Annotated in this window: 21 protein-coding genes; 9 read left to right on the forward strand and 12 right to left on the reverse strand. The window is 70.2% G+C overall.

Features of this window, described 5'->3' with window-relative positions; translation table 11 throughout:
* Positions 1–26: 26 nt before the first annotated feature.
* Complete coding sequence (locus AW270_RS01485; RefSeq protein WP_061289544.1) at positions 27–797, reverse strand: ABC transporter ATP-binding protein; 771 nt, start codon at positions 795–797, stop codon at positions 27–29.
* A 187-nt stretch (positions 798–984) separates the two neighbouring features.
* Here AW270_RS01485 and AW270_RS01490 point away from each other — a divergent pair, with 187 nt between their 5' ends.
* Together AW270_RS01490 and AW270_RS01495 are read left to right on the forward strand one after the other, a co-directional pair.
* The gene (locus AW270_RS01490; protein ID WP_061289547.1) at positions 985–2,184 is read left to right on the forward strand and encodes a PucR family transcriptional regulator; all 1,200 of its coding nucleotides are present in this window, start codon (positions 985–987) and stop codon (positions 2,182–2,184) included.
* Positions 2,185–2,214: 30 nt separating this feature from the next.
* On the forward strand, positions 2,215–3,240 hold the full coding sequence (locus AW270_RS01495) for a LacI family DNA-binding transcriptional regulator (protein WP_061289550.1): 1,026 nt from the start codon (positions 2,215–2,217) through the stop codon (positions 3,238–3,240).
* Here the strand turns inward: AW270_RS01495 and AW270_RS01500 are convergent.
* The gene (locus AW270_RS01500; RefSeq protein WP_061289553.1) at positions 3,237–4,472 is read right to left on the reverse strand and encodes an SGNH/GDSL hydrolase family protein; all 1,236 of its coding nucleotides are present in this window, start codon (positions 4,470–4,472) and stop codon (positions 3,237–3,239) included. The genes AW270_RS01495 and AW270_RS01500 overlap by 4 nt on opposite strands.
* A gap of 83 nt (positions 4,473–4,555) precedes the next feature.
* Complete coding sequence (locus AW270_RS01505) at positions 4,556–5,281, reverse strand: DUF3152 domain-containing protein (protein WP_245674522.1); 726 nt, start codon at positions 5,279–5,281, stop codon at positions 4,556–4,558.
* 157 nt (positions 5,282–5,438) lie between these two features.
* On the opposite strand from AW270_RS01505, the gene AW270_RS38350 reads away from it, so the two are divergent.
* Positions 5,439–6,233: a CHAP domain-containing protein gene (locus AW270_RS38350; protein WP_245674523.1), complete on the forward strand. Its 795-nt coding sequence runs from the start codon at positions 5,439–5,441 to the stop codon at positions 6,231–6,233.
* A gap of 6 nt (positions 6,234–6,239) precedes the next feature.
* Here the strand turns inward: AW270_RS38350 and AW270_RS01515 are convergent, their stop codons facing one another.
* Together AW270_RS01515 and AW270_RS01520 are read right to left on the reverse strand one after the other, a co-directional pair.
* Positions 6,240–6,674, reverse strand: a complete 435-nt coding sequence (locus tag AW270_RS01515; protein WP_061290142.1) for a type II toxin-antitoxin system PemK/MazF family toxin — start codon at positions 6,672–6,674, stop codon at positions 6,240–6,242.
* Between the two features lie 10 nt (positions 6,675–6,684).
* Positions 6,685–7,182: a hypothetical protein gene (locus tag AW270_RS01520; protein WP_061289559.1), complete on the reverse strand. Its 498-nt coding sequence runs from the start codon at positions 7,180–7,182 to the stop codon at positions 6,685–6,687.
* An 81-nt stretch (positions 7,183–7,263) separates the two neighbouring features.
* On the opposite strand from AW270_RS01520, the gene AW270_RS01525 reads away from it, so the two are divergent.
* Genes AW270_RS01525 through AW270_RS01535 form a run of 3 tightly spaced genes read left to right on the forward strand, consistent with a single transcriptional unit; the run spans position 7,264 to position 9,583 of the window.
* Positions 7,264–8,355, forward strand: coding sequence for an MBL fold metallo-hydrolase (locus AW270_RS01525; RefSeq protein WP_061289562.1), 1,092 nt, complete (start codon positions 7,264–7,266; stop codon positions 8,353–8,355).
* Positions 8,356–8,397: 42 nt separating this feature from the next.
* Positions 8,398–8,754 carry a histone-like nucleoid-structuring protein Lsr2 gene (locus AW270_RS01530; RefSeq protein ID WP_061289565.1) on the forward strand — a complete coding sequence of 119 codons (357 nt, stop codon included), beginning with the start codon at positions 8,398–8,400 and terminating at the stop codon, positions 8,752–8,754.
* Between the two features lie 4 nt (positions 8,755–8,758).
* Complete coding sequence (locus AW270_RS01535) at positions 8,759–9,583, forward strand: PHP domain-containing protein (protein WP_061289568.1); 825 nt, start codon at positions 8,759–8,761, stop codon at positions 9,581–9,583.
* On the opposite strand, the gene AW270_RS01540 is transcribed toward AW270_RS01535, so the two are convergent.
* Positions 9,553–10,770 carry an FAD-dependent monooxygenase gene (locus AW270_RS01540; RefSeq protein ID WP_061289570.1) on the reverse strand — a complete coding sequence of 406 codons (1,218 nt, stop codon included), beginning with the start codon at positions 10,768–10,770 and terminating at the stop codon, positions 9,553–9,555. The genes AW270_RS01535 and AW270_RS01540 overlap by 31 nt on opposite strands.
* Positions 10,771–10,853: 83 nt before the next feature.
* Here AW270_RS01540 and AW270_RS01545 point away from each other — a divergent pair, with 83 nt between their 5' ends.
* Positions 10,854–11,432: a TetR/AcrR family transcriptional regulator gene (locus tag AW270_RS01545; RefSeq protein WP_061290145.1), complete on the forward strand. Its 579-nt coding sequence runs from the start codon at positions 10,854–10,856 to the stop codon at positions 11,430–11,432.
* Here the strand turns inward: AW270_RS01545 and AW270_RS01550 are convergent.
* Positions 11,419–12,261, reverse strand: coding sequence for a universal stress protein (locus AW270_RS01550; RefSeq protein WP_063819069.1), 843 nt, complete (start codon positions 12,259–12,261; stop codon positions 11,419–11,421). The genes AW270_RS01545 and AW270_RS01550 overlap by 14 nt on opposite strands.
* Positions 12,262–12,442: 181 nt before the next feature.
* Between AW270_RS01550 and AW270_RS01555 the strand changes: the two genes are divergently transcribed.
* Positions 12,443–12,886, forward strand: coding sequence for a hypothetical protein (locus AW270_RS01555; RefSeq protein WP_061289576.1), 444 nt, complete (start codon positions 12,443–12,445; stop codon positions 12,884–12,886).
* Between the two features lie 264 nt (positions 12,887–13,150).
* Here the strand turns inward: AW270_RS01555 and AW270_RS01560 are convergent, their stop codons facing one another.
* Together AW270_RS01560 and AW270_RS01565 are read right to left on the reverse strand one after the other, a co-directional pair.
* The gene (locus AW270_RS01560; RefSeq protein ID WP_082801210.1) at positions 13,151–14,209 is read right to left on the reverse strand and encodes a cellulose binding domain-containing protein; all 1,059 of its coding nucleotides are present in this window, start codon (positions 14,207–14,209) and stop codon (positions 13,151–13,153) included.
* Positions 14,210–14,302: 93 nt separating this feature from the next.
* Positions 14,303–15,118: an SDR family oxidoreductase gene (locus AW270_RS01565; protein ID WP_061289585.1), complete on the reverse strand. Its 816-nt coding sequence runs from the start codon at positions 15,116–15,118 to the stop codon at positions 14,303–14,305.
* A gap of 193 nt (positions 15,119–15,311) precedes the next feature.
* Here AW270_RS01565 and AW270_RS01570 point away from each other — a divergent pair, with 193 nt between their 5' ends.
* Positions 15,312–16,307 carry an AraC family transcriptional regulator gene (locus AW270_RS01570; protein ID WP_061289588.1) on the forward strand — a complete coding sequence of 332 codons (996 nt, stop codon included), beginning with the start codon at positions 15,312–15,314 and terminating at the stop codon, positions 16,305–16,307.
* 59 nt (positions 16,308–16,366) lie between these two features.
* Here the strand turns inward: AW270_RS01570 and AW270_RS01575 are convergent, their stop codons facing one another.
* The 3 genes from AW270_RS01575 to AW270_RS01585 all read right to left on the reverse strand — a co-directional run bounded on the left by AW270_RS01575 (position 16,367) and on the right by AW270_RS01585 (position 20,323).
* Complete coding sequence (locus AW270_RS01575; protein ID WP_061290147.1) at positions 16,367–16,834, reverse strand: GNAT family N-acetyltransferase; 468 nt, start codon at positions 16,832–16,834, stop codon at positions 16,367–16,369.
* Between the two features lie 114 nt (positions 16,835–16,948).
* Complete coding sequence (locus tag AW270_RS01580; protein ID WP_061289591.1) at positions 16,949–19,273, reverse strand: GmrSD restriction endonuclease domain-containing protein; 2,325 nt, start codon at positions 19,271–19,273, stop codon at positions 16,949–16,951.
* 237 nt (positions 19,274–19,510) lie between these two features.
* Positions 19,511–20,323: an AAC(3) family N-acetyltransferase gene (locus AW270_RS01585; protein ID WP_061289594.1), complete on the reverse strand. Its 813-nt coding sequence runs from the start codon at positions 20,321–20,323 to the stop codon at positions 19,511–19,513.
* Positions 20,324–20,326 lie beyond the last annotated feature (3 nt).

Consider the following 20,326-nt stretch of genomic DNA (forward strand, 5'->3'; position numbering starts at 1 on the left):
CGTCCGGTTGGTATGCAGCGGTCATGTCACGACCACCTGGAGAGGGTGCGCGTCCGGAGCGTGCCCTCCACGGCGTCGGCGATGCCGAGGTAGCGTCGGCGCACCTCGTCGCTCGCCCTGAGCTCGGCGGCGGTCCCTTCGAGGACCACCTCGCCGACCTCCAGGACGTACGCGTGCGACGCCAGCGACAGGGCCATCGCCACGTTCTGCTCCACGAGCAGGACCGAGGTGCCCAAACTGTTGATCTCCTTGATCGTCTCGGTGATGCGGGCCGCCATCAGCGGCGCCAGCCCCAAGGTGGGTTCGTCGAGCAGCAGCGTCGTCGGCCCGGCCATCAGCGCCCGCCCGATGGCGAGCATCTGCTGCTCGCCGCCCGACAGCAGCCCGGCCCGCTGCCTGGCCCGGTCGGCGAGCACCGGGAAGAGTTCGACGACCTGGTCGTGGGCCTTCGCGTACTCGCGGCGCGGCCGTCCCAGGCCGCCCGCCCGCAGGTTCTCCTCGACCGTCATCCGGGCGAACACCCGGCGTCCCTCCGGCACCTGGACGACCCCGCGCGCCACCACGGAGGCGGCGGCCAGCCCGGTCAGCCGCTGGTCGCCCAGCGTCACGGCGCCCTGGCAGCTGCCCCGGTGGAACCTCAGCGTGCCGGAGATGGCCCGGAGCAGGGTCGACTTGCCCGCGCCGTTCGCGCCGAGCACGGCGACGATCGACCCGGACGGCACCCGCATGGACACCCCACGCAGCGCCCGGACCGGCCCGTAGCCCACCACCAGATCGCTGACAGCGAGATCGGCCATGCGTGATTCCTCCAAGAGCGTCGGTGGTGCACACCAAACCCCGCGCGTGCACCGTCGTCCAGATGCCCCGGTGAAGTCGCGACCCCTGCCCACTCATGACGTGACGCCGTTGTGCAACCGCACAACGGCGTGTCACGAAACGAAACCGAACCTTGTTCCGGAAGGAGGCGGGTGGCAGGTTGGGGAGATGCGCTCCCCCACGCAGTCCCACCATGACGCGGAGGTCCGTGAGCTGCTGCGCGGCGCGGCCGAGGCCATGCTGGACCGGCTCCCGGAGCTGACCGACGAGCTGGTGACGCGGGTGCGCGGCGGCGACGAGGCCTACTGCACGTTCGTGCCCGCCGACGACCACTGGCAGAGCACCCTCGAAGGGCTCCGGATCGGCATCTCCTCGATCCTCCAGGCCCGGCACGAACGCCGCGACCTCCCCTTCACCGAGTCGATGGCCCGCCGCCGCGCCGAGCAGGGGCTGCCGGTCGACTCCCTGATGCGCATGTACCGGCTGGCCGCCCAGGTGATGTGGTCGGCGATCGTCGACTACGTGGAGAAGGAGCGGCCCGACCGCATCGGCGTGCTGGCCCGGGTGCCCACCCACGTCTGGCACGCCATCGACCGCCAGGCGCTGGTGGCCGGGAACATGTACCGCAGAAGGGAGCAGGAACTGCTCAGGCGCAACCACGAACGCGTGAACGCCCTGCTCGACGCGCTGCTCGACGGCACCTCCGACGCCGGGGTGGTGCACGGCGCCTCGGCCGCGCTCGACCTCCCCGAGCGGGCCCGCTTCGCGGTGGTGACGGTGCGTTTCCCCATCCGTCACGACCACGAGAGCACCCGCCTGCCGGAGAAGATCGGCCGGATGCGGCTGATGTGGCGGATGCGCACCGGCCACGAGGTCGGCGTCGTCGCCCTCGGCGACGCCTCGCTCGACGACCTGACCGAGGGCCTGCGCCTGGTGGTCAGCGGGGTGGCCGGGGTGAGCCCGGTCGTGGAGAGCCTGGTCGACCTCGGCGACGCCCACCGGCTGGCCGAACTCGCGATGCGGACCTGCGTCGACAGCGGCCCCGAGATCGCCCGCCTCGACCAGCGGCTGCCCGCCGTGCTGGTCATCTGCCAGCCCGAGATCTCGGGCCACCTGGTCGGGGGAGTGCTCGGCCCGCTGCTCGCCCTGGAGGGCGCCGACCGGGAGGTGCTGCTGACGACGCTGGAGACCTGGCTCCAGTGCGAGGGGTCGGCGGCCCGCGCGGCCGGGCGGCTCTACTGCCACCGCAACACGATCATCAACCGGATCCGCCGCATCGAGCAGCTCACCGGCCGGTCCCTGTCGCGCCCGCGCGACATCGTCGACCTCACCCTCGCCCTGGACGCCGTCCGCCTCTTACCCCTCTGATGGAGAGCGCTCTCCGCTAAAGTGGCGGTCATGAGGGAAGATCGGGTGGCCTCACCCACGCTGGAGGACGTGGCACGGGCCGCCGGGGTCTCCCGGGCGACGGTATCGCGCGTGATCAACGGCATCCGCAACGTCGACCCGTCGATCCAGGAGGCGGTCCGCCGGGCCATCGCCGAGGTCGGGTACGTCCCCAACCGGGCCGCCCGGCAACTGGTCACCGGGAAGACCGGGTCGATCGCGCTGATCGTCTCCGGCGCGGGCCAGTTCTTCGCCCGCGTCTTCACCGACCCCTTCTTCGGCCGCGTCGTCGAGGGCATCAGCGGCCACCTGCGGCCGCTCGGCGTGCACCTGGTCCTGATGCTGGCTGAGGCCGCCGACGCGCGGACCCAGGTCGTCGACTACGTCCGCGAGGGCCACGTCGACGGCGCGATCCTGGTCACCACCCACGCCGACGACCCCCTCCCGGCGATGCTGGCCGAGTCGGGCACCCCCGTCGTCCTGTTCGCCCGCCCCGACCAGCCGATCCCCATCTCCTACGTCGACCTCGCCCACGGCGCCGGCGCGCGCATGGCCGCCGACCACCTGGTCGCGCGCGGCTGCGAACGGGTCGCGACCATCTCCGGCCCGCTCGACGTGCTCGCCTCGATGGAGCGCCAGTCGGGCTTCCGCGAGGCGATGGCCCGCCACGGCCACGCCTACGTGCCGAGCGTGGCCGGCAACTTCACCAAGGAGAGCGGCGAGACGGCCATGGCCCGGCTGCTCGACGACCACCCGAACATCGACGGCCTGTTCGTCGCCAACGACCTGATGGCCCAAGGCGCGCTGGAGGTCGCCGCCGCGCGGGGCCTGCGCATCCCGGCCGACCTCAAGGTCGTCGGCTTCGACGACAGCACGGCCGCGCTGGCCTGCCGCCCGCCGCTGACGACCATAAGGCACCCCGTCGAGGACATGTCGGCCGAGATGTCCAGGCTGCTGCTGGCCCAGATCGAAGACCCGGCCCGGCGCCCGAAGTCGGTCATCTTCGAGCCCGAGCTGGTCGTGCGCGAGTCGGCCTAGCGGAACAGCCGGGCCGGGACCGCGTCGGCGATGGCCCGGTAGCCGGCCGGGTTGAAGTGCAGGTGGTCGCCGGTGTCGTAGGCGGGCAGCATCCGGCGCGGGTCGGCCGGGTCGCGGGTCACCCGGTCGAGGTCGACGACGGCGTCGAACCCGCCGCCCGTCCTGATCCAGTGGTTCACCCTCTGCCGGGTGGCCTCGCGCAGACCGGCCGGGTCGTCGTAGCCGGTGTTCCCGCCGAACGGGGTGATCGTGGCGCCGTACACCCTGATGTCCTGGGCCCGCGCCCGGACGGCGATCTGCTCGTAGGCGGCGATCAGGTCGGCGGCGACCTGGTTCTGGGCCGCCTCGGTCGCCTCGGCGGTGCCGATGTCGTTCACGCCCTCGAAGACCAGCAGCCACGCGACGCCGGTCGTGGCGAGCACGTCGCGGTCGAGCCGGGCCAGCACGTTGGGGCCGAGGCCGTCGTTGAGGACCCGGTTGCCGCCCGCCGCCTGGTTGAGCACCGGCACGTCGCGCAGCCGGTCGAAGAGGAGGTCGGGCCAGCGGTCGTTCCCGTTGGTGGTGGAGCCGCGCCCGTCGGTCAGCGAGTCGCCGACCACGACGACCGCCCTGGCGTCGGAGGTGGTCTCGACGCCGCTGAGGAAGTACCAGTGGTCGGTGGGCGTGGCCCCGGGCAGGTCGGTGTCGGCGACGTGGTCCCCGGCGAGGAGGTGCGAGGTCGTCCGGGACCCCGGATGCGAGGTCACCTCGGTGGAGGCCTGGCCCTGGGCCAGGTACAGCGTCACCGTGAGGTTGGTCCCGTCGGCGACCGGGAAGGTCAGCGGGTCGGAGATCGCCGGCGCGCCGATCGGCACGGTGACCGAGGCCCGCCCCTGGAAGGTCACCGGCCGCGACGACCCCGGCCGGATCGCGGCGACCCCCGCCCGGCCGTCCGCCGGCAGCGCCACCGCGACCTTGGTGATGGGCAGCGCGGCCCCGCCGAACGCGTTGGAGAACCGCAGCCGGAGCTGCCGGCCGCCCTCGGTGACCCGGACGGTCTGCCGCAGCGTCGTGTCGGGCATCACCAGGTTCTCCTGGGTGAACGGCGCCGGGGGCAGGTTGTGCGGCTCGGTGAGCTGCGGCATCGCCGTCCAGGTGTGCACCCAGTCGGCCTTGCCCGACCCGAGGGCGGGCGGCGCCGCGAGCAGGGCGAGGGCGAGCACCGCCACCAGCAGTAATCTGACGCGTTTCATCCGTGGTCCTCCCGATCGTCCGGATCGCAGGAGGGCTCAGTGTCAGACGCCTCTCAACTGTGCGTCAACCTGAGCTGAAACGTTCAGGGCTTGGGCCACGGGTTGGCCTTGCAGCCGCGCAGCGAGATCGTCTGCTGGACCATCACCGGCGCGGGCCTGCCCCGGGCCGGGCAGTCGCGGTGGCCGTGGCCCAGGCCGTGGCCGACCTCGTGGCTGATCACGTACTTCCGGTAGAGGTCCAGGTCCTTGTACGTGTCCGCGCCGAACGCCCATCTCCTGGCGTTGATCACCGCGCGGTGGCCGTTCCAGCAGGAGAGCTGGCCGAAGGTGCGCAGCGGCAGGCACTCGCGGTTGGTCGTGCCGGGACTGGACAGCGCGACCCGGAGCCGGGCCGGGCCCTTCGACACCCGCTCGAACCGCCCCCAGCCCCGGGGGTCGTTGAGGATCTCGTGGACGGCCGTCGCGAACTCGTCCAGATCGAAGGGGAGGCCCTTCTCGACCTCCACCATGTAGGTGATCACCGGGCCCTTGCCCTCGCGGGGCTCGGCCTCGCCGCCGGCGGTGCGGAACTTCCCCGAGCCCTTCTCCGGCACCTTGAGCTTCTTCGGCTTCGTCGGCGGCGGCGGCGGGATCGGCGCGGGCGGCGGGAGGAACGGCCGCGCGATCACCGGAGACGGCGACGGCGGCGGCGGAACGGTCCCGACCTGCGCCACCGGTTCCGGGACCTCCTCGGACGGCAGCGCGAAGCCCCAGGTCACCGCGCCCACCACGGCGATCCCGGCCGCCGCGAACAGGACACGGTGGTTCACGACCCTCCCAAAACGAACTGAAGGTGATCATACGGGAGGAGATCATCCACACAGTTACGGTTGGGGGGTATTGCTGGCGCTTTCCGATGAATCGTGGGCGTAGTCCGAATTTGCGAACTAGAGTCCCCAGTATCGGGCGGGCATGGAGGACAAACGGGTGGAACGTTCCCCTGAGACGATCACCAATGACCTTTTAGCCGTCGTCACCCGAGAGCTCGGATACCGGGAGAAGCCGGGACAGCACACCAAGTACGGCGCGTGGTACGCCGAGACCGTCAAGGATCCGCAGTACCGCAACGCCGCCTGGTGTGACATGTTCATCGCCTGGGCCGCGGACAAGGCCGGAGTCACCGACTACGTCGGGTCCTTCGCCTGGACGCCGTCGCACGCGCGCTGGTTCGAACAGCGCCAGGCCTGGACGGACACCCCCGAGCCGGGAGCCCTGGTCTTCTTCGACTGGGCGGGTGGCGACGACATCAAGGGCATCGATCACGTGGGCATCGTCGAGAGGGTCGACGGCGGCAAGATCCATACGATCGAGGCGAACGTCGACAAGGTATGGCTCAAGCGAAAGGTCCGCGACGAGAGCAAGGTGGTCGGCTACGGAGTGCCGCGCATGGTCAAGCCGGACCTCACGGTCGAGCCGGGCGACGTGACCCTCGCGTTACGGCCCGACGCCGTCAGCGCCACCACGAGCCAGGCGGCCGGGGTCGACCCGGTCGCGGCGATGGCGACCGGCGTGCTCGTCGTGGCGGTCGGGGTGAGCCTCATCTTCGGCGGCTTCCACGTGAAGAAGATCGCCTTCTCCGAGGGCCGCCACCGCCGCAGGCAGAAGCCGGCCCCGGTGGAGCCGCCGCCGTCGCTGGGAGCGTCCCTGGAGGCGGCGGAGCGGGCGATGGCCTCGGTGGCGGTCCGGGTCTCCTCCAGCCGCCGCTCCCGGCCCTACGAGTAGGCCGGATCAGCCGTCGGCCGCCCAGGCCCACGTCTTCTTCAGCACCGCCGCGACCCGGGCGAAGCGCATCGCGTCGAGGACGGCGCCCTCGCGGCGGATGTCGTCCTCGTTCATCTCGAAGACGCGGTCGAGCCGGAGGAAGGACGGCCGGGCGTCGCCGCCCCAGACGCCGAGCGGGAGCCATTCGCGCGGGTCGTCGCCGCCCTTGCTGGAGAGCATCATGCCGAGCAGCCGCCGTCCGTGGCGGCCGACGACCAGCAGCGGGCGGTCCTTGCCCCGGGACGGGTCCTCCTCGTAGGGGACCCACGTCCAGACGACCTCGCCCGGGTCGGCCATGCCGTCGAGGTCGGGCGAGTACTCCATGAACGCGGCCCGGTCGATCCGGTGGACCTCGCGGACGGCGCCCCGCGACGGGCGCGGGTCCTCTCCATGATCACGCACGATAAGCACCTTATCGGACGGTACGCACCCAATACGGGTCGTCATAGAGGACCGCTCCCGAGTCGTCCATGAGCTGGTCGGGCGCCGAGATCAGCTCGACCTCGCCCTCCTCCCGGAGCTGGAGCAGGACGTCCCGCACGCGGGGCCCGACCGGCAGCCGCCCCGGCGCCAGGTTGAGGCGTTCGCGCACCAGGTCGGCGAGCTCCGACAGCCGGAACGGCCGCCCCGGCAGCAGCGCCAGCACGACCCGGACGGGGATGACCGACTCGGCCTCGACGTGCGCCAGCTCCCACACGAGCTGAGGCCCCCGGCGGCCGGTCCCGGCGCAGGCCAGGCAGCGCCGCCGCCAGCCGGGGAACGGCTCCTCCTCGGTGGTGCCGAAGCAGGCCGTGCAGAGATTGGCCTCGGACGCGTGCAGCTCCGCCGTCACCTGGTCGGGGAGCTCGGCCCCGCACGAGCAGGAGTAGGGCGCGTACGACATGGTGTGCTGCTTTTTCTCCTGGTTCATCCCTTGGCACTGTAGTTGCTGATGGTGCGACACGGGCGGGTCCTGACCAGCACGTGAACGTGTTGTGACACCATTCCTCGTATGCGAAAAACCGGATGGCTTGTCGCGGGGGCACTCGCCGCTGGTGTCGCGTGGAAACTCCGCGACATCCCCGAGTCGATGGGCGCCGCCCCCGCGGGCGAGCGCGCCGATCGGGTCCGCCGTTCCCCGCAGTTCCACGGCACGGCGTTCGCCAACTCGGCGCCCGCCGTCGTCACCCCGCGCGAGGAGACCGCCAAGATCCTCCGCGACCTCCTGTTCGGCCGCGAGCAGCGCCGCCCGCGCGGCGTCATCCCCGTGGTCACGCCCTCTCCCGACCCCATCAGCGACCTCGACCTCGTCTGGTACGGCCACGCGACCGTCCTGGTCGAGATCGAGGGCCGCCGGGTCATGTTCGACCCGGTCTGGAGCGACCGGTGCTCGCCGGTCCCCTTCGCCGGGCCCGCCCGCACCCACAGGCCGCCGACGCCGCTCGACATGCTGCCCCGGCTCGACGCGATCGTGATCTCCCACGACCACTACGACCACCTCGACATGCGGACCGTCCAGGCCCTCATCGGCTTCCAGGACGCGCCCTTCGTCGTCCCCCTCGGCGTGGGCGCCCACCTGGAGAAGTGGGGCGTGCCCGAGTCGCGGATCGTCGAGCTCGACTGGAACGAGAGCGTGACCGTCCGCGGCCTGGAGCTGACCGTCACCGAGGCCCGCCACTTCTCCGGCCGCGCCTTCACCCGCAACACCACCCTGTGGGGGTCGTGGGTCGTGGCCGGGGAGCGCCGCAAGGTCTTCTACACCGGCGACTCCGGCTACTTCGAGGGCTACGCCGAGATCGGCCGCCGCCACGGCCCGTTCGACGCGGCGCTGATCCAGATCGGCGCGTACAGCGAGAGCTGGCCCGACATCCACATGACGCCCGAGGAGGCGGTCCGCGCCCACCTCGACCTGAACGCCGGGCTGCTGGTGCCGGTCCACTGGTGCACCTTCACGCTGGCCTTCCACGCGTGGGGCGAGCCGGTCGACCGCCTGTGGCGGGAGGCGAAGGGCCGGGGCGTCCACCTGGCCGTGCCCAGACCCGGCGAGCGCTTCGCGGTCGACGAGCCTCCGCTTGTGGACGGCTGGTGGCAGCAGATCCAATAGGCTGTCGGCTTCCGTGAAAGCGAAGACCGGGGGAGTAGCCACGTGGCCGAGAAGGTCGTCCTGATCGATGATCTCGACGCGTCCGAAGGGGAAGACGTCTCGCGGCGGGAGTTCCGCCTGCTCGACAAGTTGTTCGCGATCGACCTGTCCGAGGCCAACAACGAGCGCCTCGCCGAGGCGGTCGGCCTGATCGAGCTCGCGATCGAGAAGGGCCGCGAGGTCAAGCAGGCGGGGCGGGGCCGCAAGCCGGCCGAGCCCAGCAAGCTCCAGGGGTTCACCAACACCGACGTCCGCGAGTGGGCCAGGGCGCAGGGCATGGAGGTCCCCGCGCGCGGGAAACTGCCCGAAGACGTGATCGACGCCTTCGTGGCGGCGCAGCGGGAGCCCGTGGAAGGCTGATCGCGTGCGGATCGACCTCCACAGCCACAGCACCGCCTCCGACGGGACCGAGCGCCCCGCCGAGGTGGTGTGGCGCGCGAAGGAGGCCGGTCTCGACGTGCTGGCCCTCACCGACCACGACGGCGTCGGCGGCCACGCCGAGGCGCTGGCCAACCTGCCCGACGGCCTGACGCTGGTGCCCGGCATGGAGTTGTCGTGCCGCCGCGACGGGATGAGCATCCACATGCTCGCCTACCTGTTCGACCCCGACCACCCGGGCCTGTCCCGGGAGACCGCGCTGATCCGCGAGGCCAGAGACGGCCGGGCCGCCGAGATGGTGGCCCGGCTGGTCGCCCTCGGCGTCCCCATCACCCTGGAGATGGTCGAGGAGATCGCGGGCGGGGGAGTGATCGGGCGCCCCCACGTGGCCCGCGCGATGGTGGCCGTCGGCGCCGTGGCCGACTTCGAGGAGGCCTTCTCCAACCGCTGGATCGGTTCGGGGGGCCGGGCCCACGTGGCCCGCTACGCCCTCGATCCGGTGCGCGCCGTGGAGCTGACCCGCGCGGCGGGCGGCGTGGCGGTGCTGGCCCACCCGCGTTCGGCCAAACGCGGCCGGGTGGTGCCCGACGAGTGGATCGCCGACATGGCGGCGGCCGGGCTGGCCGGGATCGAGGTCGACCACCGCGACCACACGACGACCGCGCGCGAGGAGCTGCGCGGCCTGGCCAAGGACCTCGGGCTGATCGTGACGGGGTCCAGCGACGACCACGGGGCGCTGACGGGTCACCGCCTGGGCTGCGAGACCACCGCCCCGGAGGCCTACGAGGCGCTGCTCGACGCCGCTTCGTAGTCCCTGAGCGTGATCGCGGTCGCGGCCCTGCGGATCGGCTCGGTGACTCGCCTGATCATGCGGTTCCGGCCCGGCAGGCGGGGCATCAGGCGCAGCATGAACATCTGGAACCGGATCTGCCCCGCCGACTTCAGCACCATCCCCTTGAGGTTGCTCGCGGCGAGCTTCTGGTTCTCCTCGACGAAGTGCCGCATGTCGCTCTCGTAGGCGGCGAACGCGGCCTCGTGGTCGCCGGCCGCGGCGGCGAGCGACCCCGCCAGGACGTATGCGCCGACCAGCGCCAGGCTGGTGCCCTGCCCCGAGGCGGGAGAGGGCCCGTAGGCGGCGTCGCCGACCAGGACCACCCGGCCGGACGACCAGCGGTCCATGCGCACCTGGCTGATCGAGTCGAGGTAGAAGTCGGGCGCCTCGCCCATGGCGTCGAGGAGCCGGGGCACCTCCCAGCCCTGCCCCGCGAAGGCGCCGGCGACCAGCTCCCGCTGCCGGGCGACGTCGCGGCGGTCGTACCCGAGCGGCTCTGAGGAGAAGAGGAACATCGCCTTGGCGTCGGCGCTCCGCCCGGTGCTGTACATCCCGGCGCTGCGGCCCGGCGCGGGGTGCATCATCTCCGTCCGGTCGAGGCCGAGGTGGTTGGGCACGGTGCAGATCGAGATGTAGTGGCCCAGGTCGTGGAGGTACGCGGACTCCTCGCCGAAGGCCAGCGCCCGGACGTTGGAGTGGAGCCCGTCGGCGCCGACCACGAGGTCGAAGGTCCGCGCGGGCCCGTTCTCGAAGGTGACCCGCACCCCGTCGGCGGTCTCCTCCAGCGCCGTGACGGAGTCGTCGAAGAGATATTCGACGTCGTCCCTGGTCGCGTCGTGCAGGATCCGGGCCAGGTCGCCGCGCATGATCTCCACGTCGTCGCCCTCGCGCCCGCCGAAGAGCTGGGCGTCCATGCCGGCCAGCTGCCTTCCGGCCGCGTCCACGAACCGCGCGATCCGCATGTCGGTGCCGTGCCGGACCACCTCCTCGCGCAGCCCCATGCGGCCGACGACGTCGAGGGCGGCCCCCCGGACATCGATCTTGTACCCGCCGGTCCGCAACGCCGGCGCGCGCTCCACGACGGTCGGGTTGAAGCCGTGCCTGCGCAACCAGAAGGCCAGGGCGGGCCCGGCGACGCTGCCGCCGGAGATCAGGATGTTGGTCATGGCACGACTGTACAAACGTCTCAATCGATTGTCTAGCACGTTTGTGCAAGACATCTGTACGACTGATCGCTATGCTCGTGAGCATGGGAAATCGGGAAGACCTGCTCGCCGGCGCGAAGCGATGCCTCATGGAGAAGGGCTACGCGGCCACCACCTCGCGCAACATCGCCGAGGCGGCCGGCGTCAGCCTCGCCGCCATCGGCTACCACTTCCGATCGACGAAGGCGCTGCTGAACGAGGCCCTCATCGAGGCGATGGACGACTGGGGCAAGGAGATCGAACGCGCCCTCACCACCGAGGCGCCCCCCGGCTCCACCCCCTTGGAGCGCTTCGAGGCGATCTGGACGCGGATCATCGAGTCGTACGTCCGGCTCAGGCCCTTGTGGGCCATCCAGTTCGAGCTCATCGCCCAGATGGACCGCCTGCCGGAGGTGCGCGAGTCGTTCGCCAACGCCAACCGGCAGGCCAGGCTGGGCCTGGCGGCGCTGTTCGAGAACCTCGACCCGGTGGCCGACGAGCGGAAGGCGATGGCGGTCGGGGCCTTCTACCAGGCGCTGCTCGGCGGGCTGGCGACCCAGTGGCTGGTCGACCCCGACAGCGCGCCCTCCGCCCAGGACCTGGTCCAGGCACTCCAGGTGATCACGGCGGTCACGCGGCCGTGACGACCGCGACCGGGCACCGGGCGTGATGGAGCAGCCCGTGACCGACCGACCCGAGGGCGAGGGCGCCGAACGGGTTGAGCCCGCGCGAGCCCACGACCGCCAGGTCCGCCGTGGCGGACTCCCCGCACAGGAGGTTCACCGGGTGGCCGTAGACGTGGGCGTAGTCGGCCGGCACCTCGGGCCACCGCTCCCGCTGGGCCGTGAACCTCTCCTCCACGTAGGTGGTGCGCTCCTCGTACACGGTGTGGATCAGGTTGTCGTACATGGTGCCCACCGACGAGAAGGGCGGCGGCTGCCACGAGAAGACGACCTTGAGCCCGGCGCCGCGCCGCCCGGCTTCGGCGAAGGCGAAGTCGAGCGCGACGTCCGCCTCCTCGGTTCCGTCGTAACCGACCAGGATCCGCCCGTACGTGACCAGTGCCGGTTCACGCACCACCACGACCGGGCCGGGCACGTGCCCCGCCAGCCCCTGCCCGACCGACCCGAGGAGCAGACCGGCGAAGCCGCCCATGCCGCGGCTGCCGATCACGATCGCGTCGGCCTTGTCCGCCTCCTCCTTCAGCCAGGTCACCACGTCACCCGTCGCGGAGTCGGTGGCCGTCTCGATGCCGGGTTCCCGGGCGCGCGCGAGCCGCTCGGCGGTGACCAGAACCTCCTGGCCGTACGAGTGCTCGATCTCGGTGAGCCGTGTGGGCATGAGGCCCGTCCAGCGTTCCCTGACGTGGACGATGCGCAGAGCGGCGTTCCTGCGGGCGGCGTCGGCCGCGGCGTACTCCACGGCGGCGAGCGCGGACACGGACCCGTCGACACCGGCGACGATCAAGGTCATGTTCATCCCTTTCGATCGGCCATGACGGCAGTTTATGCGGGGGGCATTTCGGCAGGTGAAAGGGTGTCAGGGCTCTTGCTAACCCCAAGCGGCGGGCGGGAATCCTTCGAGGAATCCCGGCTGGGCGATGTCGAACCGATGGGTGTCACGGGCCGTTCTCAAGGTCATGTGGCGTCGAATAATGATCGTTCTCATCCTGCTGACCGGCACCCTGGTGATCGGCTCAGCCCCGGCCTACGCGTGTGACTGCGTGACCTCGGACGTGCCTGAACGGGTGGGCTACTCGGATCTGGTCATCACCGGGAAGGTCACGGCCTTCAAGCGCACCAGCGCGACACAGCCGGTGTGGTACACGTTCCGGGTCGACCATGCCTACAAGGGCCGGCCGAAGGTCACCCTGAAGGTGTCGACCTGGGGCGACGAAGCGGGGTGCGGCGTGAAGTTCTCGCGCGGCGCGCGGTATCTGGTGTTCGCGCACAAGTTCCAGGGCCGCTTGGGCACCAACCTGTGCGACGGGAACATGAAGGTCGCCCAGGGCAAGGGCCCCATCACGGCCGAGGACCTGCCGAAATGGGCCGACCCGAAGACGATCAAACAACTGGGCAAACCACGCAAAGTCCGCTGACCACCGCCTCGGTTCGGGCGGGCCGATATGCACAGGGCGCATGCCGCGAATGCTCCGCTGGACACCGCCCCGGCTTGGGCGGCCAATAGGCGCAGGGTGCATGCCGCGACCTTCGCTGGACACCGCCCCGGTTCGGCGGCCGACCGGGGCGGCTCAAGGTCGGCGCTCGGTCGCTGCGCGTATGTGAGCGCCGTCGGCGGTGGAGTCGCATCTGCTGCACGCCGCCGCCGACGGGATGACCTGGTGGTTTCTCGCCCTCGGGGCCTATGCGACTGTGCAGGTGCTCCCGTTGACGGTGAAGGTGGACGGCTTCGGGTTCGTTCCGGTATGGGCTCCGGTGAAGCCGAGGTGGAGGCTGTCGCCTGGGCGGATCTCCGAGTTCCACGGCATGTTCGCCGCCGTGACGGTCGACCCCGACTGGGTCCAGGTGGCGCTGTATCCCTGGGTCACCTGCTGGCCCGCGTCCGCGAAGGTGAAGCGCAGGGTCCAGGCGGGGACGGGGGTCGTGCCGGTGTTCTTCAGGACCATCCACGTGCTCATCCCGGTGTCCCAGCCGCTCGTGTTGTAGGTCACCTCACACGTGGGGGTCGGGGTCGGGCTGGGGGTCGGGAAGCCGGGCCGGGCCAGTACCGGGGTCACCGCCGACGGTCTGCTGACGTTGCCGGCGGCGTCCCTGGCGACGACCGTGTAGTTGTAGTACTGGCCGGTCACCAGGCCGGTCTCGATGAAGAAGGTCTGGGTGGTGGTCCCGGCCTTGACCCATCCCTGCTGCGGTGACTCCCGGTAGACGTCGTAGGCGGTCACGCCGACGTTGTCGGTGGAGGCGTTCCAGCAGAAACCGGTGCCGGGGAAGTCGAACACGCAGTTGTCCCGTACGTTCGCCGGCTGCGACGGCGGGGTCTCGTCCGAGGTCGGCGACGGCGTGGGAGTCGGTGAGGGCTGCATGCCCGTCGTCGCGGTGACCGTGATGAAGTCCGACGGCTCGCTGCGGTTGCCGGACGCGTCGACGGCCATGACGTACAGGGTGTAGCCGCGGCCCATGACGCCCGTCGTGCCCGCGATGGTGCCGGTCGTCGTGGTGGCCAGCCTGAAGCCCGTGGCCTCCAGCACGTACAGCTCGTACCTGGCGATGGGGCCCGCGTCGTCCGTCGACGGCTGCCAGCAGATGCTGGCGTAGCCGTACTGCTGACCAGGGGCGCTGGGCGGCGGACACGACAGGAGCCCTGTCGGGCGCGTCGGAGGTGTGGTGTCCGCGGCGTACGCGGGGAGGGCTGCGGTGAGCGCGAGCAGAGCTCCGGCGACCAGCGCCAGTCGGGCCTTCATGACCAGGATGCTGAAGGGCGACGGTGATCGCGACAACCATCGGTCGCGCGATCCGGTGCTCGTGCAGTTCAACCGGTGGGCCCGCTGAACCTTTCAGAGGCCGAACTGCTGGGTGATGCCGCCGATGAAGGTGGCGTCGTCGCTGGCGGCGCGGGCGGCGAGCAGGCCGGCGGCGTACGGGCCCGAGGTGTAGCGGAGCCGGTCGGTGCCGTCGGTCACCGCCTGGTAGACGGTCTCGGCGACGACTTCGGGTTCGTCGCCCCCGGTGCTCATCTGTCCCTGCGCGGCGAAGAACGCTCCGACGAGCTTCTGGTACTCGGTGAGGGTCTCGTCGTTGGTGAAGTCGAACGAGCGGCCGCCGAAGTCGGTGTTGACGAAGCCCGGCTCGACGATCTTGACCTTGACGCCGATCGCCGCGAGTTCGTAGTGGAGGGCCTCGCTCAGTCCTTCGACGGCGAACTTGGTGCCGTGGTAGAGCGTGCCGAGCGGGAAGGTGACCTTGCCGCCGATGGAGGAGATGTTGACGACGGTGCCGCCGCCGTTGGCGCGCAGGTGCGGCAGGACGGCCTTGGTCGTCTCCAGCAGGCCCAGGACGTTGACGTCGAACTGGCGGCGGATCTTGTCCGTCGGGGTCGCCTCCAGCAGGCCGTAGGCGCCGTATCCCGCGTTGTTGAGCAGGACGTCGATCCGGCCGAACCGCTCCAGCCCGGCCTCGACGGCCGCGGTGATCGACGAGGGGTCCTGCACGTCGAGCCGGGTCACGAGCACGTTGTCCAGCGCGGTCAGCTCGGTCTCGTTCTCGGGACGGCGCATCGTGGCGATGACGTTCCAGCCCTGCCGGTGGAAGTGCCTGGCGGTCGCCCGGCCGATGCCGCTGGAGCTTCCGGTGATGAGGATCGTGCTGGTCATGGTGGTCTCCGTGTGTCGATGCGTCCACCGCCTCGGTGGCGATGTCCGCAACGTTAGGCGCGGAGGCGCGTCAGCGGACTAGCGGATGACGCCCTTCTGCTTGCCGTTCGCGCCAACCGAAGCTGGCGTCTTCTGCGAGTGGCGTGGCGTCTCCGGCATGCGGCCCGTCGGCGCGGAGACCTAGCATGGAGGGATGGCGTCAGAGCGGTTCACCCTCGACCCCGGCACCCGCGCGCTCCTGCACGACCTCGGGATCTCCGTCGCCCGGGTGCTGCGCCGGGCGCAACTGCCCGCCGGCGTCTTCGCGCAGGGACCGGTCACGATGACGGTCGAGGAGTACTACCGGTTCTGGGACGCCGTCGACGCCGAGGCCGCCGACCCCGACCTGGCCGCCAGGATCGGGCGCACCATAGCGGTCGAGTCGTTCAACCCCCCGATCTTCGCGGCGCTGTGCAGCGCGAACCTGCGCACCGCCGCCGAACGCATCGCCGCCTTCAAGCCGCTCATCGGCCCGGTGCACCTCGACGTCACCGCCGGCGAGGGCGGACTGGTGATCCGGTTCCGCTGGCCCGGCGGCCCGCCGCCACCGAGGCTGCTGGTCGCCGGCGAGTTCGCGTTCTGGGTGGCGCTGGCCCGCATCGGCACACGGCTCGACGTCTACCCGACCCGGGTCGCGATGCGCGGGGCTCCACCGCCTTCCGCCGAGCTGACCTCCTACTTCGGCACGCCAATCCGCGAGGCCGAGACCGACAGCGTGACCTTCTCCGCCGTGGACGCCTCCCGCCCGTTCCTGACCGAGGACGAGTCCATGTGGACCTTCTTCGCCCCGGAACTGCGCCGCCGCCTGTCCGAGCTGGAGGCGTCCGCCACCACGGCCGACCGCGTCCGCGCGGCCCTCCACGAGCGCCTGCCTGCGGGCGAGAGCTCGATCGACGCCGTCGCCGCCCAGCTCATGCTCAGCCCGCGCACGATCCAGCGGCAGCTCCAGACGGAAGGCACCAGCTACCAGGCCGTCCTCAGCGACACCAGGGAGAAGCTGGCCCGCCGCTACCTGGCCGACCGCTCGCTCACCACATCGCAGATCGCCTACCTTCTGGCCTACGACGACGCCAACTCCTTCTACCGCGCCTTCCGCCGCTGGACCGGACTCACCCCCGACACCGCCCGGACCCGGGACGCAGGAGTCTGACCGCCGACCCGAGCACACTCCGCCACGGCACCAGTGCCCAAGGTGGCGTCGTATGCCGGTCAGAGGGGCAGCCGCAGGACGCGTTCGCCCTCGTGGTCGGCGCCGGTGTCCTGGAAGCCCAGGCGCAGGTAGAAGCCCATCGGGGAGCCGGTCTCGCCGGGGTGCACGCTGGTGAGGAGTTCCGTGGCGCCGGGGCGGGTGCTCAGGTAGCCGCCCAGCGCGGCCAGCGCGGCCCGGCCGTACCCGCGCCTCTGATGTTCGGCGTCTACGAGCAGGCGCCACAGGAAGTACGGGCCGAGGATCCCCGGGTCGCCCGGTGGGACGTTGTCACTGATCATGAGGAAGCCGACCGGTGTCTCGTCGGCGTAGATCGCCCAGTGACGCGGCATCGCCTCCGGGTATCGCTCGGCGTCGGCTAAGGAGTCGGCGACACTCGCCACGTACTCCTCCTGCGCGGGAGCGACCCGCAAGGCCGTCACCTCGGCGCGGTTGTCATCGGTGACGGGACGGAGCGTGACGTCGGCCATGAGGGGGATCATGCCACGAGGTGCGCGGGTGACCCATCGTGTGAGGCCTCCAAACGAGCGAGCGAACAGCGGCTTCCTGACTCCGCTATGACCCGACGTGAGCTTCTGACGGGACTACTTAAACCACCGATCGTGCTGATACTTGGCCGCCTCAGGTCCGTCGAGTTCGTGTGTCGTGTTGTTGAGCCGCACAAGGAACACCGGTCCCTTCGCACCGCTTTTGGTCTTGTTCGTATAGACCGGACTTGAGGCTGGTGCGACGTCGATCCGGGCGACCGTGTGGTCGTCGATGGCGCCGAACGCGACGGTCGTGTTGGCCGTCACGGCCTTCCCGAAAATCTGGATGAGCAGCCCAGTCAGCCACTGCTCCCACGCGTCGGTGTTCTTCTTAGAGAAGACGGTCAGATCCTCCTCCAGGCCCAGCACCGACCCGTCGTCCTGGACGCCGACGAGCAGCGTCCCGCCGTGGCCGTTCATGAAGCCGGCGATCGTCTTGATCACCGCCCATTCCATGGCCCAGTCCTTCAGCCCGGTGTCCAGGTTCTTGCGGCCGGTCGACTTGAACTCGACGACCTTGCTCTCCCCGGCCTTGATCAGCGATTGGATACCGCGCGCCAGGGAGGCGCCGCCGAGCTGCCCGGCGAAAGGGCTGCCCTGACCTTCGCTCCGGTTCACCGGCCGACCGGTCGCGTCTTCGATCTGGCGGATCAGGCGTTCGTAACGCGCGTCGAAGACGGCCGCGAAATCGTCTTGGCGGAGGGCGACCGGGTCGATGTCGTGGCTGGTGATGATCGCGTCGAGGTCCTGGGCGTCGACAGGTACGCCGGTCTCGATCGCGGTCAGGTACTTGCTCGGTGCGTTCGTGCCGATGTATCCCCAGGTCTGCCCGTCGATGGCGGTCTTGTTGACGATGCAGTTGGCGTAGCCGGCGTCGATGCCGTTCGCCGTGCACCACTTCTGCGGGAAGACGTGCCGGATGTCGATCGAGTCGGCCGCATACGCCTTCGCATCGATCGTCTCGCCGGTACGGAAGTCGCGACCGCCGCGCTTCATCATGAGGGCGTAGAGACCTTTGTAGGCGGCACTGTTGCGGGTGCGCAGCCCCAGCAAACGTTCGGCCTGGAACTGCGACTCGTGAACTGTGCGCGGTTCCTCGCCGTCATCGTTGATCCAAGCGAGCACATCCTGCAGATCATAGGCAAAGCGGGTCTCGGTGCTACCTCCATAAAGCTCACCGAACACGCCACACCAGAACCACTGACGTAGTTTCGCGCTCGGAACCGGAGTGAACGCGGCCTCGCCGAGCAAGGTGAGAATCGCCGTTAGAGGGACGAGCTGGGTGCTGTAGGGGAGATCACGCGCCCGGAAAATACGCTCCTTGTGGAAGAACCGCACGACCCCCTTCAGCGTCTCGGTGACGTCATCGGCCCAGCGGCGGTATTCGCTCAGCGGAAGCGACAACATGTCGCGGCGCTTGGCGGACACCGCAGAGCTACGGTCACGCCCCCGGGTGCGCTCCTCCCAGCGGCTACGGGTCCAGAGCAGTGTGACGATCTGCAAGAACGTCGTGGCGTCCAGGTCCACGAGCAGCGGCTCGTCCGCCCAGGTCGCCTGCCGGCGCTCCCAGTCGTCGCGCAACTTGAAGTTCTCCGCGGCATAAGTCGCCGTAAGCAGCTCGAAGACCGTCAGCTCGACGCCGCCGGTGTTCACCTTCTCGAACACCTGGCAGACGGCTTCTTTGGTCGTCTGCTGGTGAAGTGCGATCCGTGGAACGCTGTACTGCAGGAACGGCAGGATCAGCGCCTCCTGGAATCTCTGCCAGATCATCACCTGCTCCTGCGCCGGTCCTGCCATCAGATGGGCGATCTGCCAGCTGGTGGTGGCAGCAGGGTCGAGAACGATGTCGAGCGGGAAGAGGCCAGACTTACCGGCCCGCACCTGTGTCTCCGTTGTGGAGGCGTCGAGAATGACCTCACCACGAGCGTTCAACCTCCGCTTGTCCATCGGTAACGACAGGATTGCGTCATTCCGGTCCGAGTCCGGGGTGATGCACGCGTCGATGTCGGCGAAGTACCAGCGCTCGATGTCGTTCTTCCGGGTGTCCCGGGTCGGGACCGGTTTCCCCGAACGCAGCGCCAGGTAGAGCGAGGTCGTACGCTGCTGCCCGTCGAGCAGTAGGTACTTGGGCTCGCTCACCGCAAGCATTTTCGGTACACCTTCGAGCGGCCGGGGCTGAAATCGCACGTCGGCGTTTCCGGTTTCCAGCGTCATCACGGCACCGATCGGGAACGAGCGGGAAACCGACGCCAGCAAACTCACGATGTGGTCGTCGTCCCAAACCCATCCGCGCTGGAAATCGGGCAGCTGTAACACGCCCTGATGTGCTTGGCCGAGAAGGTCTGCCAGCGGAATGTCGCCACTGTCGAACGTCTTCGCCATTCCGGATCCCTCTCCATTGACGCGCCTCGCGACAGGGTAGAGGAAAGCGCCCATGTGGATGGCGCAATGAAGAATGTCCGAAGAGCCATTCCTGCATGCGGGATGCGCTTGCCAGACAGCATCTTAGACGTGGACCGGGAACACCTGCCCGCCGCGGGCGGTCCGGCCAGACCAGTACTTGGGCGGCCTGGCCGGACAGGGGGAGTACGGCTGCGAGCAGCTCATCCGGGCCTGGATTCAGAGGCCTTCCGGGCCTCCTGCGATCGCGTCGCGGCAGAGCAGGCACGCCGTGTCGGCGCAGCGGGTGATGTCCTGGTCGGCGGTGATGGCGGCCGTCGCGGCGGCGAGGACCTGCTGGGCCGAGTAGGCGCGCCAGTGCGAGGCCGCCACCGTGGCGGGCCGGGCGAGAGGACCGAGGACCGCTTCCAGCCGGGGGAACCCTTCGGAGCAGGAACCGACCTCCACCATGCGGATCTCGCCGTTCTCGTCACGTGCCCACCTGCGGAAAAGCCGGCGGCCGGACCACTGTTCGGCCAGGTGCAGGGCCGTCATGCGGTTGAGGCCCACGCCGACGAGCAGGATCGTGCCGTCGCGGGCGGCCAGTTCCCGGATGGGGCCGTACACGTCGTCGGGGGTCTGGGCGTTCATGAGTTCGGTCGCCTGCGGGCCGACGGCGGCGAAGGAGTTGAGCGGGTGCCTGCCGCGCACCGCGTCGGCGCGTCCGACGAGCACTGCGGGCAGGGCGCCCAGGTGAGGATTGATCAGGCCGCAGTCCACGCTGTAGGCGGTCTCCTCCGAGGCGGGGATCGGTGGGGCGGTGTAGTCGAGGCCGTTGCGCGCCGGCCGCATGGTGGCGGGGGCGGGCAGGCTGAACTGGGGCTCGGTGAAGGCGGGCACCATCACGGTGCATCCGCGCTCCAGCAGCGCGTCCAGCAGGGTGTCGGCGCCGACGGTCGTCCCGAACGACCGCAGCGACGTGTGCAGCAGGACCGGGCGGCCCTCGAGGCGCAGGCTGTCGAGGGCGGTGCCGAGGTGTTCGGCGAGGAGCATGGG

The organism is Herbidospora cretacea, assembly GCF_001570605.1.
Taxonomy (GTDB): domain Bacteria; phylum Actinomycetota; class Actinomycetes; order Streptosporangiales; family Streptosporangiaceae; genus Herbidospora; species Herbidospora cretacea.

What these genes read in the sequence shown, in the direction of transcription:
- AW270_RS01485 (WP_061289544.1), bottom strand. Translation starts at nt 797, where the DNA reads ATGGCCGATCTCGCTGTCAGCGATCTGGTGGTGGGCTACGGGCCGGTC.
- AW270_RS01490 (WP_061289547.1), top strand. Translation starts at nt 985, where the DNA reads ATGCGCTCCCCCACGCAGTCCCACCATGACGCGGAGGTCCGTGAGCTG.
- AW270_RS01495 (WP_061289550.1), top strand. Translation starts at nt 2,215, where the DNA reads ATGAGGGAAGATCGGGTGGCCTCACCCACGCTGGAGGACGTGGCACGG.
- AW270_RS01500 (WP_061289553.1), bottom strand. Translation starts at nt 4,472, where the DNA reads ATGAAACGCGTCAGATTACTGCTGGTGGCGGTGCTCGCCCTCGCCCTG.
- AW270_RS01520 (WP_061289559.1), bottom strand. Translation starts at nt 7,182, where the DNA reads ATGAACCAGGAGAAAAAGCAGCACACCATGTCGTACGCGCCCTACTCC.
- AW270_RS01525 (WP_061289562.1), top strand. Translation starts at nt 7,264, where the DNA reads ATGCGAAAAACCGGATGGCTTGTCGCGGGGGCACTCGCCGCTGGTGTC.
- AW270_RS01540 (WP_061289570.1), bottom strand. Translation starts at nt 10,770, where the DNA reads ATGACCAACATCCTGATCTCCGGCGGCAGCGTCGCCGGGCCCGCCCTG.
- AW270_RS01545 (WP_061290145.1), top strand. Translation starts at nt 10,854, where the DNA reads ATGGGAAATCGGGAAGACCTGCTCGCCGGCGCGAAGCGATGCCTCATG.
- AW270_RS01550 (WP_063819069.1), bottom strand. Translation starts at nt 12,261, where the DNA reads ATGACCTTGATCGTCGCCGGTGTCGACGGGTCCGTGTCCGCGCTCGCC.
- AW270_RS01555 (WP_061289576.1), top strand. Translation starts at nt 12,443, where the DNA reads ATGATCGTTCTCATCCTGCTGACCGGCACCCTGGTGATCGGCTCAGCC.
- AW270_RS01560 (WP_082801210.1), bottom strand. Translation starts at nt 14,209, where the DNA reads ATGAAGGCCCGACTGGCGCTGGTCGCCGGAGCTCTGCTCGCGCTCACC.
- AW270_RS01565 (WP_061289585.1), bottom strand. Translation starts at nt 15,118, where the DNA reads ATGACCAGCACGATCCTCATCACCGGAAGCTCCAGCGGCATCGGCCGG.
- AW270_RS01570 (WP_061289588.1), top strand. Translation starts at nt 15,312, where the DNA reads ATGGCGTCAGAGCGGTTCACCCTCGACCCCGGCACCCGCGCGCTCCTG.
- AW270_RS01575 (WP_061290147.1), bottom strand. Translation starts at nt 16,834, where the DNA reads ATGGCCGACGTCACGCTCCGTCCCGTCACCGATGACAACCGCGCCGAG.
- AW270_RS01580 (WP_061289591.1), bottom strand. Translation starts at nt 19,273, where the DNA reads ATGGCGAAGACGTTCGACAGTGGCGACATTCCGCTGGCAGACCTTCTC.
- AW270_RS01585 (WP_061289594.1), bottom strand. Translation starts at nt 20,323, where the DNA reads ATGCTCCTCGCCGAACACCTCGGCACCGCCCTCGACAGCCTGCGCCTC.